We start from the raw sequence: 14,590 nt of genomic DNA, 5'->3' as shown, positions 1-14,590 counted from the left end.
AAAACGTCAAAACCAAGGTAGATGACGGCATTACCAACTATGTGGGCGGGATGCATGCGTTCCGCAGGTGTATCTGAGGTTCAGAAAAGCAAGTAGGAGGAAAATCATGAGAATTAAGCATTATCTGGCACTAGCGGCTGTTTTGGCCATTGCGGGATCGGCCGAGGCCGTTCTGTTGGCTTACGAAGGATTCGAGTATCCGACGACTTCGACAGGATTGTGGTCCGGAACCGGAAACACCGGATTAAACGGCGGAACTGGATTTGCCAGTGAATGGATTGTTACCGACACCTCCGGAACTGCAAACTGGAACATTACCGCCGGCAGTCCCACATGGGGATCGCTGACCGTGAGCAGCAATCAACTCTTCCGAGAAGCTACGGGCGGCACCGAGGAGTTGAGCCGTCCTGTTTCCGCTGATTTGGACGGAGCAACTGATTTGTGGTTTGGCTTGCTTTGGAAGGGTGGAGACAACGCCCATTTTGCCATTGGTGGTGGCCCGTTTGCTAACGACACCTCTTTCAACCTCTCTTCTGGGCCTGGTTTCGGCTTTTTTAACAAAGATTATAACTATCCTGATACAGACAAGGGTATTTCGGTGGGCGTATGGGATAATAGCGGGACTCCAACGTACAATGCGTCAGGTGATATTGGGCTGGTGCGCGGCGATACCGTTTTCCTTGTGGGTCATATTTCGTTTAATACGGGCACTGGTGGCGCTGATGTTTTTAAACTCTATTCCGTAGGCGTGGATTTGGAGTTAGCGAATGCAACACTTATTGCAACGCTTGAAGTGGATGGTGATGAATCTCTACTGGATACGGTCGCTAAGAATACCAATCGTAATCCGGGAATGGATGAGCTGCGCATCGGAACTGCCTATGCCGACGTTGTGGCGGCTTCCGCGGAATTCATTTTTAACCTGTTGCCGGAAGATCAGCAGGTCATTAGTGCGGATTTTCCTGCCGTTACGGCAACAAACAGTATTCAGGTGGAATATGACAACCATGTATCCGGCGTGGAAATCACGGCGCTGAATCTCTCCGACACCAATGCATTCAGCGTTTTGACTGCAACGCCGTTCACCATGACAGATCCGATTCCTTCGAATGCGTTGCTGGAATTTGCGTTTGATGCCACTGCGGTCACCAATATCACAGGAGCGAGCGAAGGATTCAATGCCACGGGTTCTGTGGATATTGTGTGGACAAAAGTGGGAAGTGGAGTCTCTAACACTAATGCCGTTGAGTTGATCGGGGATTTCAACAATCCGCTTACAAGATTCAATTATGACAACACCTTGGCCTTGGGGCTTGCATATCCGGCAACGGCGGTAACCAACGATATATCGGTTTCCTACGTGGCTGGTCGACCCGGACATACCAATGTGCAGATCACGGCCATCAACGTGGTCAACGCCTCTACCAACGGATTCAGTGTGCTGACTGCTCCGTTTACGATTCCGGATGCAGAACCGTCCAACTCCGTGATTCAGGTCACATTTGATAACAGCGGTGGCCAGTTGGAGAATAAGGACAGTGCAACGGCAGATATTCAGATCACCTGGCAGGAAGCCGGAGGAACGACCAACTATACGGTCACAACGGCTGTATCGGTTTCCTATGCCAACCTGCCGGATGGTGTGATTCAGCAGGTATTCTCCAATCCTTCCAATATCAATACCGATAATGGGGGTAAACTGCAGTTGAATAATTTTGAACTGGCCACCAATCAGTGGTACGGAGCGAATGTTGCCCACAGCATCAATGATGGGTATCTGTGGGTGAAATCCGGCGGAAACAACCGGAGCACGGTTAATCTGATTCAGGGCGGAACGCGGGGTATGGATAATTTCGGCCCGCAGGACACCATGGTGCTGAGCAACGGCCTGTATCGTTATGATTTCGATTTCGAAATGACGCGAACACCCAATACAGAAAACATGTGGGGCTTCGGGGCCTATGCATTGATTGGGCAAGATGCCTACGATACCAACAGCATGGTGAACTATGTTGAATTCGATCTGGGTACTGACAATCCGGTATACGTTGAGCCGGAAAACGTTGGTTCGGCATACTACCGGGTTCATCCGAATGGGAAGCTGATCGGCTCCAATCTCATTGCGCGCACCACCGGCTCCGTCTACCTGAACATCCAGGACGGGGAGGACGCCGTATTCCTGATTCAATCGGGCGGCAATGCCGAACCCTATATCTATGAGTTGACCCTGACGCGCGTCGGCGAATTCGATCCCAACACGGACACCCCCAATTCGCCCAATGCCGTGCTGGCGGCCGACTTCAACGATGCGGGCGCAACAAATGCCATCATCCTGTGGGATCAGACCGACACAAACGCGGGAACGGACAGCAATGGGGTTTCAATCGCCAACACCTGGCGCGGTTCGAATGTTATCTGGGAAAACCAGAAGTTCAGAACCATCACCGGCGCGGGAACAATCAAAGCTTCCTTGCTTGTTCTTCGCCGCGGTGAGTCCGGATATGATGACGTGGGGGTGCAGGATACCATCGCGCTGACCTCCGGTGTTTACAGCCTAACGCTGGACCTGGACGTTGTGGATACGTTCCAAACCAATACATCGGTGGCCAGTGTTGAGGTCTATGCCCTTTCTCAGGATCTGACCGGCGATGTTAACCAGGTGCGCATCAAGCATACGCCCGGTGACAATCCCTACTTGGTCGCCGACGGCTCTGCAGCGTTTGCCCTGCTCGGCAAGGTGGACTATTCAAACAACGTGTCCGGTGAAGCGGTTTCGTTGACCGATATGCAGGTGTTGGATGATCAGGACGTCGTGATCCTGTTCCACCATCGCGAAGGACCCGACATGATCGTCGATAATGTCGAGCTGGTTCGCACCGGTGATGCCGTGCTGACCGGATACGATGGATGGGCTGCCGGGTTCACTGGCTTCTTCGACACCGCCCTGGAATCCGATCCCGATAGCGATGGCGTCAACAACCTGATCGAATATGCTCTCAACGGCGATCCGACGGATCCTGATACCTCGATCCTTCCTGACTCGTTCACAGACGTGGATGGTGGAAGCAACTGGCTCTACTATGTGCATACCGAGCGCACGGATGACGACACCTTGACCTATACGGTCGAAGCGGGCGATAACCTCGTCTACACGAACTGGAATGTCGCCGGAATTAGTTTCGTAGGCGACTCCGAAACGGTCGATAGCTACAAGTCGGTCACTAATCGTACAGATACGGAGGTATCGGCCGAGTTTATCCGCCTGCAGGTGCAAAAAGACTGACGGTTGTTTAAATAAAGATGTAGTGCATCGGGAATTTCGGTTCCCGGTGCATAAGTAAAAACAGCAAAAGGAGAAAAATGAATAAAAAATTTATAGCTGCGGCAACGGTCGCGGTTGTATGCGGGACCACGCAGGCTGCATTGCTGGCTTACGAGGGGTTTGACTACGCAGCCTCGACTGGGATCGGTCAGGTCGGTGGACTGAACGGTGGAACGGGGTTCAGTGATGCTTGGACGAGCAGTCAACCGGTCGACGGGGATTCCAACTTCCAGATTTTGGAAGGCGGCGACAGCTGGGGAGCCCTGGAGGTTTCCGGTAATCGTCTGGATCGAGTCAGTACGGGTGGAACAGAATATCTGGCCCGCACGCTGACTGCCGATCTGGATGCCACGCCCGAACTCTGGTTCAGCGTGTTGCTACGTCCGGGGCAGAATGAGGGCTTTGCGATTGCGGGAAGCCCGTTGGCCGAAGATGGCAGCATACCGGACGTCACGCTTGACGGAAACGCCGGTTTTGGATTCGTGAACAGCGATGATGCCAACTTGCAGGCTGCAGTCTGGGATGATACCGGTAACCGGATTGTAGGGACTTCCCTCGCATTGACAGGGAAAGACGTAGTGCAATTCATTGTTGGAAAGATTACGTTTAACCCGAACTTCTCGGCATGAATATGCGTATCTAACCGACTGTGAGTCGGTTGCACAAATACGCTTTTCTTGCTGCTGGCTACATTCCTCGCGTTGCTCCAAGCCATTCTAGTATTTTTTGCTGGTAGGGAGTCGGGGTTGAGGTGGTTTTGAAGTCTCCTTTTTTATGGCCTTCCACTTTGACCCGCGAGCGGGTGATGGCGGATAGGGTGTTGAGAATGTCGCGAAAGCTCGATATGGGATGCTGCCCGTCCGGGGTGCGGCGGGTTTGGTCTTTTTTCTTGGCGGAGTCGGAGCGTTTGACGGGGTCGACGACGCTATCGCGTTCGGCCGCGGTTTCTTTTTGTTCGTCGGCGAAAAGCAGGGGCGCTAGCTGGCTGCGCATTTGGTGCTCGATGTGGTAGGCGAGCATGCAGATGAAGATGTGCGCGCGGACTCGGTTGTCAAGGCGGTGATAGATGGGGCGGACGTTTAGGTCGATGGATTTGAGGGAGCGGAAGGCGCGTTCGACCATTTCGAGGTTTTTATAGTTGGCCACGAGTTCCTGGTCGGTCATACGGGTTTTGTCGACGCTGCTGCGGATGACATAGAGGCCGTCGGTGGCGGATTCGGAACGGATCTTTTCTTCGTTGCGGTCAAAGGCGAAGGTGTCGTCCTCGATGGTGAGGTTGAAGTGTTTCGCCATCTTTTTCTTGTTGATGATTTTGCCGACCTCCACCCCGATCGCATCCTTGCCGCGCAGGGGTTTGTTTTTGCGTTCGACCTTTTTGATGATTTCGGCGAGAAGTTTTTCGGTGGCTTGCAAAAGGGCTTCGCGCCTTTTTGAGCGGCGTTTGGCGAGGTCGGGGTTGCGGCAGACGACGAGGCGTTCGTCCGGGTAGTCGGGGTGGGTTATGCTCGCGAGGTCGCATTCGTCGAAGAACGTGAGCTGGATGCTCCCGCACCGTTCAAGCTTTGCAATGGAGGCGGCATTGAGCGCCGTGATCCAGTCCGCGCCTTCTTCGTCGCGAAGGTATTCGTCGATGGCTTTTCCGCTGATCATTCCGCGGTCGCCAATGAAGATGACATTCTTGTGGTTGAAATCCTTTCGCACCCGTTCCACCGCTATGGGAAAGGCAATGCGGTCGCTTTCGTTCCCGGCCAGGACTTCGACGCCGACGGGCGTACCAGCGGTGTTGCAGTAGATTCCGTAGTTCACTTGCTTGCGATCCCCCCGATGATCGCGGGAATACCCGAATTGGGCCAGCTCGCAGCATTGCCCCTCGAAATAGGAGGATGAAAGATCGAACAGTACGGGGGCGCCGTCGGCAAGATGCTTTTTCGCAAGTTTCTTTTGGATTTTATCCTGTCGTTCCAGCAGCCAATCCATTGCCGCATAGCACTCGTTTTCATGCAAATCCTCAAGGGAGAGTAGCTCGCCCAGAGAGGTTGAAGCGGTCTGGGGGTCGCAATGGCGAACCGTTGCGAGCTTGGAATCCCCGCTGATAATGCGATCAATAATCATCGCCGCAACCACATCCCTTTCACGGGAACGTTTTGAGTCGATCATGCCCAGCAGCCCCGACTTTTTCAGCACAGAATGGATGGCTGCAACATGGCCGTGCTGGCGGGCGTCATGAATGGATATGGCTTTTTCAAGAGATGCAATCCCTTCCGATGCCGGGATCGATTCGCCCTTGAGGGCCGCCCGAAGCGCCTCGACGAGTTCATCGGGCAATCCGCTCAGATTAGCCACTGTTTTTTTTCGGACTTTTCCATTTTCCCGCCACGACTCCCGCAAGAGGACGGCGGGCGGAGAGTTTCGATTGGGCACTCGTTCTATATACATGGCCGCACAATATGCGACATAGCGAAACATGCAAGCACTAAGTTTATGTTTACATGGGTACAGATTTTGAAAAACTTGGACATTCTTTTTGTTTAACTCATTGAGTGCGAGAGGATTGCATCGCAGAAGGAGCCGTATTTCCTCAGAAGTTCGGCTTAAGATCTGGATCCGGCTTGAATTTCTTCTTGTTTTCCATGCTTCCCTCCATTAAAAAGTTAATAAAAGGTGACAGTTTAGCTGATTTGCGTTTCGCCTGAACCATCGAAAAGAACAGTCTGCGTTTGGTTGGGCGTGCCGGTGAGCAGTGCGCTGAACAGCTCTATGACGGACGCGTCCTGAAGCTTGGCGGTTTGGGCCAGGCTGGCGAAGACGCCGATGTTTTCGGACCCGGCCGCGCTGCGCGTTCCCATGGAAGTCTTCCTGAATATGACCAGGGGGCGCAGTGCGCGTTCGGCATGGTTGTTGGTTGGCGGGCCGCCGAAATCAATAAAGGTGAAAATCTCGTTGTATTCGCGGGCACCGGGGATCAATCGTAAGCGACCGAGATTCGTCCCCCTATCCAAAATTCCGCTATGAGATAATATCGGCGACTTCAATTAACCAAGGAGTCGATGATGTTTCATATGAATCAAAATCTGAAGGTGGTGCTGGCGGTTGAGCCGGTGGATTTGCGCAAGAGCTTCAACGGCTTGTATGCGGTTGCGCGCAACGAACTCGGCGACATCCCGGAGGACGGGGCGCTGTTTGTTTTTTCGAATCGCTCGCGCAACCGGATCAAGGTGCTCTGTTTCGACGGGACAGGGTGCTGGGTATCGGTGAAGCGGCTGGAGCAGGGAACGTTTAGTTGGCCGAAGGCTGTGGCGAAAAGCAAGATGTCGCTGAAGCCGGAGTCGGCGGCATTATGCTCGGCCCGGGGCTGGTGACGTTAGGTCAGGGGGTGATGGCCATCGGCGGAATACTGATCGCTACAGGTATGTTGTCCGTGGTGTACGTCGAGAAGTCCGAGGCAGAGAAGTGGATCTCTGCCGGACTATTGACGCTCGTCGCCGGCGCCGGGATAGCCCTAGCTGGATTCGCGCTGACCACCGCCGGAGTAGTGGCGGTGGTGGCCGGCTCCGGGGTGGCCACCAAGGCAACCGTGGAGGAAATACTTCGGCGAAAGATAGAGAAGCAGATGCGCGAAAAGAGCATCTCCGAGTTGATCGGCATATCCCGCCAGCTCAGTAACTGACCGCCCGGCCTCGTGCCGGGTTGGTATGGAGCGCTTCGCTCCCCCCATATCCAGCTTTGCTCAAAAGATCTGCGAATAGAAACTGTTTTTAAAACCCATAAGGAGAATAACCATGAATCGAAAAACCATCACCCGACTGCTGCTGATCGCCACACTCGCTTGCAGTGCTGGCACGATGTTCAAGATGCGCTGCACGCACTGCAAAGGCACCGGCTTCCACGCCGGCACCAACATCGTCTGCATCTTCTGCTGCGGGAAGGGATATAAGTAGTGAATGATGTTCATCTAGGTTCTTCAACCCGCTCTGGCATAACCGCCGGGGCGGTATTGATTATTTTTACCTATGCTATATGCGGGCGGAAAAAAGAGCGACTCCCCCTGATCTATCAAATATCGCGGAGGAGCCGCCAATACCCAGATACCTCGGCGCACATGCTCCCATTCCAACGACGAGTTAGAGAGCGGAACCAATGTGTCCGGTCGTACATACCCAAACCTTATAGCATTAGTTTATCTCCAGGTGATTCAGGGTCAACAGTTAACACCGGGCATATAGAAACACTCATTTTATCCCCTTAGATTTCCGGGCTGTGCACACGTTGCACGGTTGTAATACCGCGCCATAAGAAACTTACTTTTTATACCTCACATATTTGGAAATAAATAGGTTTCCTATGGATAAGCTCCGTAGCCGTGCAAAGTGTGCAGAAGCAGTTCTCGAGCTGGTTATAGGAGGTTTTCCAGCAGCAGCAACAATCTGCTGAAGCGACGCTGCCTTGAGCAGCACTTCGCCCAGAGACAGGTCGGAGGATGCGGATGATTGGTTGCTTCCCTGCCGAACCCTAACGCACGACTTAGCATGATCCTAAACTGCTCATGAACGACCACATACACATATATTACAACATCTTCCATGGCATGGCACTCCAATGATCCAGCATCTAAAGTGGTTCGAAGTTTGCTCTCACCTGCATTTGTTCTTCAAACGCGAAGAACGCCTCGACGGAGTCATCGCGTTTACTACCGCAAAGCTGCGTAGCTGTACCTCCGCCAGTACCATCAGAGCACACACCCTCGTTCGCATTGAACGGATGTTTCGTCACGCCCTGACTGCATAAATTCGGCTGTTTTTCGGGTACTCATCGGCTGTTTCTAAACCTTCACTCACTCTGCTCGGATATCTTTTCACCCATTTTCTTCCATTTCGGTCAATGTTTACAGTCGCTTCCGCCGCAGATTAGTTTTCGTACCGACCACGTGCGGCGACCCAGCTTGTCCGCCAGCGTCCCGGCAAAAAATGCGCCGACGGCACACCCGAGCAACATGGAGGCCACGTTAAAGCCGGTACCCATACTGTCGGAGTTGAACGCGGTCTGCAATCCATCGACCGTGCCATTGATCACCCCGCTATCGAACCCGAACAGGAAGCCGCCAATTGTGGCGACCACACTGATCAAAATCACAAACCCCATATTCGTCGTATCTTTGCTCATCTTTTGCCTCTCATTTTTCTACTGGTTAAAAATTGTTTCCGCGCGACCTTACTTCTCCCCAATCCGTTCAATCAGCAGCGACTTCATCGCCTCGTAGGCTGGCTTAGGCTTCAGGTTATGATCAAACACCAGCGGACAAGGCTCATATTTGTAGGATGGATTTTGTTTGCTCATGGGCTTCCAGCAGCTGGCATCGGTGAAGCCCCAGGTCTTGAAAGCCTTGCAGGCCGGCTCTTCGATGCAGGCCTTCAGCATCGCACGATAGGCCTCGGCCTGTAGGTTCAGCTTTTTCTTATCAATCTTTCCGTACAGATGGACATCGCTCTCCGAAATATAGACCTCGATTCCCGCGTCACCGAACGCCCGCAGATTCCGGGCAAACGCTTCGCCGTCGAAGCGCGATCCCTTGTCCTTTTCGTGGCCGTTGGGTCGGTGGATTCCATCCGTCGTAATCTTGGTATGACACTGGATACCGATGCCGTCGATCGGGATACCGGCCTGCTTCAAGGCCCGGTAAAGGGTGATGCACTCCTCGGTCTGCGGCATGTCCGGCAGGGCATTGCGATTGTCGTTGTAGATGAGCTTGAGTTCTTCTCCGCCATACTGGCGGCACCAGATCAGCATCTTTTCCAGCATAATGGGCCACCTGCCAATCTCATTCTCACGCCAGCCCAAACGGAGGAACATATTTTCCTCCTCGCGCCACCCGGGCCGGTCCCGATGCAAACCCTCGTTGTAGACATCCAGGATATCGATCTTTCCGCGATAGCGGGTCAGAATGATTTTGATGCGCTCCTCGATGATTTCCAGCAGCTCCTCATCGCTGAAACGGCCCTCCCGCAACCATTCAGAGAGATAGCCGTCCGACCCGAACATGGGATGCGCATAGACCGTCAGATTATTCCGTTCGGCAAATTCAATGACCGGGTCCGCCCGCGAAAAGTCCCACCCCTCGCGTGATTCAGACTGGGTTCTTTTCTGGTAGATCCCCACGGACACCTGATTGTAGTTCTTCAAGATAACTTCAGAGGCTTTGCCGCTGATCTGGTTTTCCTTCAGATGCGCGCCAATCATAAACCCCGGACGCGACAGCTCCGCCAGTTCAGCCATCCCCATATCCTGGAGAGAAGCGGCCATGCTCGTCGATAGCGACAGCACGATCGCGATTGTAATGATGCAGGGTCGAATTTTATTCCATGGATGTCTCATTTTTCTGTCCGTACTCTTTTTGTATTCAGGAGGCTATTTCAACGTGATCTTAAAGATCACGGCCATCGCCTCTTCCAAAGCCTTCGGCAGCTCGATTTTCAGCCCCTCCGCCCTCATGTTCCAATGCACCTGCCCGCCGTTCAACAACGTGACGGTCTTAACGGCCACCTTCTTTTCGGCAAAGGTTTTCAACACCGTTGAGTCGCCTTTTTTCGGGATGCCCATAGTGAATGCATACACGGTTTTTCCATCCTTGGAAGCCGTATAGCGGATATCCTTGGCGGAATATTCCAAGGCCAGGAATTTTTTATGATCTTTGTACCCGCCGCCCGGCTCGGCCGTAGGACCTTCTGCCGCTTCAATCCAGGGACGAGTACTGTAGATCGCCTCACCGTTTTCTTCCAGCCATGCTCCCAAAGACAGCAACGAATTACGCTGTACATCCGGAATGGTGCCATCAGCCTTCGGCGAAACATTTAACAGCATCACCCCGTTTTTACTGACGGTATCAATGAGGGCGTGAACCACTTTATAGAGCGGCTTGATCTCCAGATCTTCGGTATAGCACCAGCTTCCGGTACTGATCGTATCGTCCGTCATCCAAAGCTGCGGAAGCGCTTTGGGTTCACGCGATTTTTCACGGTCGTTAAGTGAAAAGCTGAGCGGAAGATCTTCCTGTTTTCTGAGGATGGCGACATCCTTGTTCCAGGATGCTGCCGCATTTAGGTAGTAGGCGGAAAACTTATAGCGGTAGTCTAGCGGAACACTATCCAGCCAGGTATCGAACCAGATGATATCCGGCTTATAGTTATCAATCACTTCCTTGAGTTTTCCCAGCCAGACTTCTTCGTTCCACTGCGCTTCCGGCATGTTGCCATACATATACTTCAGTTCTTTGTCATCCGAAGCGGTCGGCCACCCCTTCTTGTACGGGAAATGACTGTTGGCAAACGGATGTTTCTTTTCGAACTCCTTTTCCGCCGTCTTGGCATACCGCTGCAGATTGCGGGAATGATGGAAGGTGGCAATCGTCTTCATATTCCGTTTTTCCAACGACTGGAAAAGCTCGCCGAGAATGTCGCGCTTCGGCCCCTTATCCATTGCATTCCATGGGGTCACCTTGCTCGCCCACATGGAGAAGCCGTCATGATGCTCCGCCACCGGGCCGGCAAACCGCGCGCCGGCCTTCTGGAAAAGGTCGGCCCACTCCTCCGGATCAAAATGCTCGGCTTTAAAAAACGGAACAAAGTTGTGATAGCCGAAATCCGCTGGATCGCCGTAGGTTTCCCGATGATGTTTGTAATCTTTTTTGGACTCCAGATGCATGTTGCGCGGATACCATTCATCATGAAAGGCTGGCACCGAATAGACGCCCCAGTGGAAATAGATTCCCAGCTTGGCATCCTTCAGCCACTCCGGCACCGCGTTGTGCCGCTCCAGCGATTTTTCGGTCGGCTCATATCTCTCTGCCGCCGCCTGCGTCGTTCCGGCCGTCATGACGGTCAGTAAAACAAACCCAACACACTTTAATATCCGTTTCATCTTAAATTCCTCTGCTGTTTTTAATTTTTAGGAAGCGCGGATTCTGGGCCGGCCTTGAGAATGGCGGCCATCTTTTTAGCCACGTTTTTGTATTCGGGGTGATCGGCCAGATTGACCGTGGCGATATCGGATTCGCTGTGATCATAAAGCTCGCGGGCGGTCACCTTTCCCTTAGAGTTTTTCCATTCCGTGTAGCGCCATTTTCCGGAACGGATCGTGTGGCCCATGCCCCCGCCCCGGGGATACTGGCTGAAGGCGGCCTTTTTCCAAGGTTTGGAAGGATCCTTGAAGAGCGGAACCGAGCTGAGCCCGTCACATTCGGGAACCTCCAGCCCGCAAGCTTCGGCCAGCGTCGGAAAGATATCGACAAATTCCACCAACGCTGCGGAGCGCTTGCCCGCGGGAACGCCGAGGCCGCTGTAGATCAGCGGCACATGGGTATCGAGCTCAAAGTTGGTGTGCTTGCACCAGTCGCCATAGTCACCGAGCTTCCAGCCATGATCGCCCCAGAGGACGATGATGGTATCCTCGCGCAACCCTTGTTTATCGAGTTCGGCGAGCACGCGCCCGAGCTGGGCGTCGATGTAGGAGACGCAGGCGCGGTAGCCGTGAATCAGGGTCTTGGCCTGTTCATCGGTCACACCGCCGTTTTCCGGCATACCGTGATAGCCGCGCAGTTCCCCCCAAGTGGTAAAAGCCAGATCGGCGGCACCCTCTGGCCGGTCGTGCGACGGGATCGTGATTGTGTCGTGATCATAGAGATCCCAGTATGTTTTCGGCGCAGCAAAGGTCAGGTGCGGCTTTCTGAAACCTACTGCAAGGAAGAGCGGCTCATCACCTTTGTTGCGAATCGCCTCAATGGCCCGGTCGGCCGTGATTCCATCGCCATAGGTATTGTCCGGCACATCGGCGCATTCAACCGGCGGCCCCTGGGTGGCTTTCCGAAATTCCTTACCCTTGGTCAGCCCTTTGGCATGGGCCTCTTTGGTGAGTTTTTCGACTAGCGCCACATTTTTCGGATTGGCATATTTCGGAGCGGAGCAACTATCGAGCACATCCCAGAACTCTTTATCATCGGTGCCGTGGTGATAGATCTTACCCAACGAGATGGTCTTGTATCCATTCTGCTTGAAATGCTGAGGCAGCGTCAGCGTATCGGGCAGCTCTTTATCGAGCGGCTGATCCAACGTGTACACCTTGGTGGTATCCGGCCGAAGCCCCGTCAACAGACTGATACGCGACGGGCCGCAAACCGCCTGCTGGCAATAGGCCTGCTCGAACAGCAGGCCGCCGTTGGCCAGCTTGTCAATGTTGGGCGTTTTCATGTAGTCCGCGACGTAGCAGCCCAGATCCGTCCGCAAATCGTCGACCGCCACGAACAATACGTTCGGCGGCTTCGCAGCGAAACTTGAACCCTGAAACGTGAAACCGGAAAGAGCTACCAACAGCCCTGTCCGCGCGAGTTTTCCAAACCTTGGAATCATAGCTTTCTCCTTTGAAGTATTTTATTTACGCGGCCAAATCTGAATTTTTTTAACGGAACCGGACAGCTCGACCGGGCCGGGGAACGGATTTTTCGCATTCCGCGGCTTGCCGAACAAATCGGTATCGATGGCCACCGAAGAGCCGTCGGCATGATCAAACGTCTGCCTGGTGATCTGAGTCTTGCCGAGCATTTCGGTGGTAATCAAATCACGCGTCTGTCCTTTAGCCCACTCCGCGTTCAGATCCAGTTCGAGAAATACTTTTCCGCCGTTGTTCCGAATCCGGAAACGGGTATCGGCCTCTTGGTCGAACTGCGCCTTTTTTTCCAGCTTGTCGGCAGGAACCGCCTTGTAAAGGAAGAGATTTCCATCCATCCAAACCTCCTCTTTGCAGTTGTTGTAACTGCGCAGACCGGAATCGTCCATGACGATGTTGTTGTAGAAGCGGTCGTCGCCATCGAAGATTTTGGAACGGCCCACCAACTCGGTCGAGTGCGGCTTGAAGTATTGGGTCAGGCGTTCGTGTTCCGCGCGCTGCACCACCTTTCCGCCGAACAGATTGTGTACGTAGGCGCTGCCCTGGGAGGCATCCCGCACCGATTCATCCGAAAGAAGGATATTGTTATCCACCAGCAACGGCCCGTGGTTGACCTCCACAAACAGGTCTTGCTCCTGATGGTTGAACAGCACATTGCCCGTCACGCGCGCGCCCTGCGACATCCAGTCGAGCCAGATGCCCTTGCATCCGGAATTATAGATCAGGTTGTTGCTGATGAGGGTATCGACCGGCGCATGGAACTTGATACCGGCCTGTTCGAAACCATCGAACGATTTATACATGAAGATATCATGAATCACATTGCCGGTGATGGTGGAAAATGCGGCACCGTGGCTACCGACGATGCCGGACTGCCCGCAATAGGCAATCGTGTTGTTGCGCACCAGATGGCCACCCATATTTTCCTTCGTCCAGTCGCCGCGAGCAATCACGCGTTCCACCAACTGGTAGTGAGCGTTGTAGCCATAGTCCATCAGCCCATCCATCCGGTCGAAGTTTTTGCCCAAGGTCAACCCCGTGCAGCGCGCCCGGGTGATCTCGTTGTTCTCGATGATCCAGCCTTTGCTCCAGCCGGTACCGATCAGGCCGATCTGCTCGGTGGTCGGCGGCGACCAGGGATTCGCGGCCTTGGTCAGTTCGAAGCCGCGCACCGTGATGTAGTCGATGTTGGGTTTGGACGGATAAAAAACGGCGCGGCGTTTGCTGATTTCAACATTCTCTTTGTTCGGATTCACTTCACCGTCCGGCGGCATACCGACAAAGTTGGCCCAGATCCAGGTGCCCTGGTTATCCGATTTGGAATACCACTTTTTGCCATGGCAGGTTCCGTACAGATCTTCCAGCGCAGCGGCTTCGTTGATTTCGTTGCCGTTGAAATAAACTGCCCCGACTTTATGTTCCTGCTTTAATGGGAAAAACCAGTCGCCTTGAAGAGGGATAAAGAACGGATTGTACGCCCCGAAATAATCGTTCGGCAGGAAAAGCAGCCAGACATTGCCAGACTGATGCTCCCAACCTTTGGCCTCTTCAGCTCCGGAGATGGTCACTTTCTCACCCGGTGCGGCCTGATAGACAATACGCTGGTCCTCAGACGTGCCCCCGCGCGGCGGGTCGATCCGTTCGCGATAGATGCCCCCATGCACCGTAATCGTATCGCCCGGCATCGCAAGATTCGCGGCGGACTGAATGGTCCGCAGCGGTTTTTTTGCCGTCCCCGGAGCGTCGGCTTTTCCTTGTACTGAAACATGATATTCCGTTGCCCCGGCCCACCCCGCAACCAGCAGCATTCCTATCGTCAACAATCCAAGTCGTCTC

Annotated in this window: 11 protein-coding genes and 1 pseudogene; 5 read left to right on the top strand and 7 right to left on the bottom strand. The window is 53.6% G+C overall.

Annotated features, from left to right (window positions below; translation table 11 throughout):
• The first annotated feature begins 106 nt into the window (after positions 1-106).
• On the top strand, positions 107-3,283 hold the full coding sequence (locus SCARR_RS25925) for a hypothetical protein (RefSeq protein WP_136065298.1): 3,177 nt from the start codon (positions 107-109) through the stop codon (positions 3,281-3,283).
• A 77-nt stretch (positions 3,284-3,360) separates the two neighbouring features.
• Complete coding sequence (locus tag SCARR_RS25920; protein WP_136065296.1) at positions 3,361-3,951, top strand: hypothetical protein; 591 nt, start codon at positions 3,361-3,363, stop codon at positions 3,949-3,951.
• Between the two features lie 58 nt (positions 3,952-4,009).
• Here SCARR_RS25920 and SCARR_RS25915 read toward each other — a convergent pair whose 3' ends face one another.
• Together SCARR_RS25915 and SCARR_RS29170 are read right to left on the bottom strand one after the other, a co-directional pair.
• Complete coding sequence (locus tag SCARR_RS25915; RefSeq protein WP_222846255.1) at positions 4,010-5,665, bottom strand: IS1634 family transposase; 1,656 nt, start codon at positions 5,663-5,665, stop codon at positions 4,010-4,012.
• A gap of 326 nt (positions 5,666-5,991) precedes the next feature.
• Entirely contained in the window at positions 5,992-6,288 is a 297-nt protein-coding gene (locus tag SCARR_RS29170; protein ID WP_168433626.1) for an IS66 family transposase, read from the bottom strand.
• A 93-nt stretch (positions 6,289-6,381) separates the two neighbouring features.
• Between SCARR_RS29170 and tnpB the strand changes: the two genes are divergently transcribed.
• The 3 genes from tnpB to SCARR_RS28435 all read left to right on the top strand — a co-directional run bounded on the left by tnpB (position 6,382) and on the right by SCARR_RS28435 (position 7,260).
• Entirely contained in the window at positions 6,382-6,681 is a 300-nt protein-coding gene (gene tnpB, locus SCARR_RS25905; RefSeq protein ID WP_168433625.1) for an IS66 family insertion sequence element accessory protein TnpB, read from the top strand.
• A gap of 17 nt (positions 6,682-6,698) precedes the next feature.
• Complete coding sequence (locus SCARR_RS25900; protein ID WP_136065290.1) at positions 6,699-6,989, top strand: hypothetical protein; 291 nt, start codon at positions 6,699-6,701, stop codon at positions 6,987-6,989.
• A 112-nt stretch (positions 6,990-7,101) separates the two neighbouring features.
• Positions 7,102-7,260, top strand: coding sequence for a hypothetical protein (locus SCARR_RS28435; RefSeq protein WP_168433624.1), 159 nt, complete (start codon positions 7,102-7,104; stop codon positions 7,258-7,260).
• A gap of 988 nt (positions 7,261-8,248) precedes the next feature.
• Here SCARR_RS28435 and SCARR_RS25895 read toward each other — a convergent pair.
• From SCARR_RS25895 to SCARR_RS25875, 5 genes and pseudogenes are all read right to left on the bottom strand, one after another.
• Positions 8,249-8,482: pseudogene (locus tag SCARR_RS25895) on the bottom strand (MFS transporter); the annotation flags it as partial.
• Between the two features lie 48 nt (positions 8,483-8,530).
• Positions 8,531-9,691, bottom strand: a complete 1,161-nt coding sequence (locus tag SCARR_RS25890; protein WP_136065288.1) for an endo-1,4-beta-xylanase — start codon at positions 9,689-9,691, stop codon at positions 8,531-8,533.
• A gap of 33 nt (positions 9,692-9,724) precedes the next feature.
• Positions 9,725-11,233, bottom strand: a complete 1,509-nt coding sequence (locus SCARR_RS25885) for an alpha-L-fucosidase (RefSeq protein ID WP_222846472.1) — start codon at positions 11,231-11,233, stop codon at positions 9,725-9,727.
• A 20-nt stretch (positions 11,234-11,253) separates the two neighbouring features.
• Positions 11,254-12,717: a sulfatase gene (locus SCARR_RS25880; protein WP_136065286.1), complete on the bottom strand. Its 1,464-nt coding sequence runs from the start codon at positions 12,715-12,717 to the stop codon at positions 11,254-11,256.
• 21 nt (positions 12,718-12,738) lie between these two features.
• Positions 12,739-14,577 (bottom strand): right-handed parallel beta-helix repeat-containing protein, encoded by a 1,839-nt coding sequence (locus tag SCARR_RS25875; RefSeq protein WP_168433623.1) that lies wholly within the window; start codon positions 14,575-14,577, stop codon positions 12,739-12,741.
• Positions 14,578-14,590 lie beyond the last annotated feature (13 nt).

This window comes from Pontiella sulfatireligans (assembly GCF_900890705.1).
GTDB lineage: Bacteria > Verrucomicrobiota > Kiritimatiellia > Kiritimatiellales > Pontiellaceae > Pontiella > Pontiella sulfatireligans.
The sequence above is the reverse complement of the archived record's forward strand: the minus strand, read 5'-3'. Positions and strand labels throughout refer to the sequence as shown.

Coding starts and splice junctions, on each gene's coding strand:
- tnpB (WP_168433625.1), top strand. CDS start 6,382: ATGAATCAAAATCTGAAGGTGGTGCTGGCGGTTGAGCCGGTGGATTTG.
- SCARR_RS25925 (WP_136065298.1), top strand. CDS start 107: ATGAGAATTAAGCATTATCTGGCACTAGCGGCTGTTTTGGCCATTGCG.
- SCARR_RS25890 (WP_136065288.1), bottom strand. CDS start 9,691: ATGAGACATCCATGGAATAAAATTCGACCCTGCATCATTACAATCGCG.
- SCARR_RS25885 (WP_222846472.1), bottom strand. CDS start 11,233: ATGAAACGGATATTAAAGTGTGTTGGGTTTGTTTTACTGACCGTCATG.
- SCARR_RS25920 (WP_136065296.1), top strand. CDS start 3,361: ATGAATAAAAAATTTATAGCTGCGGCAACGGTCGCGGTTGTATGCGGG.
- SCARR_RS25880 (WP_136065286.1), bottom strand. CDS start 12,717: ATGATTCCAAGGTTTGGAAAACTCGCGCGGACAGGGCTGTTGGTAGCT.
- SCARR_RS25900 (WP_136065290.1), top strand. CDS start 6,699: ATGGCCATCGGCGGAATACTGATCGCTACAGGTATGTTGTCCGTGGTG.
- SCARR_RS28435 (WP_168433624.1), top strand. CDS start 7,102: ATGAATCGAAAAACCATCACCCGACTGCTGCTGATCGCCACACTCGCT.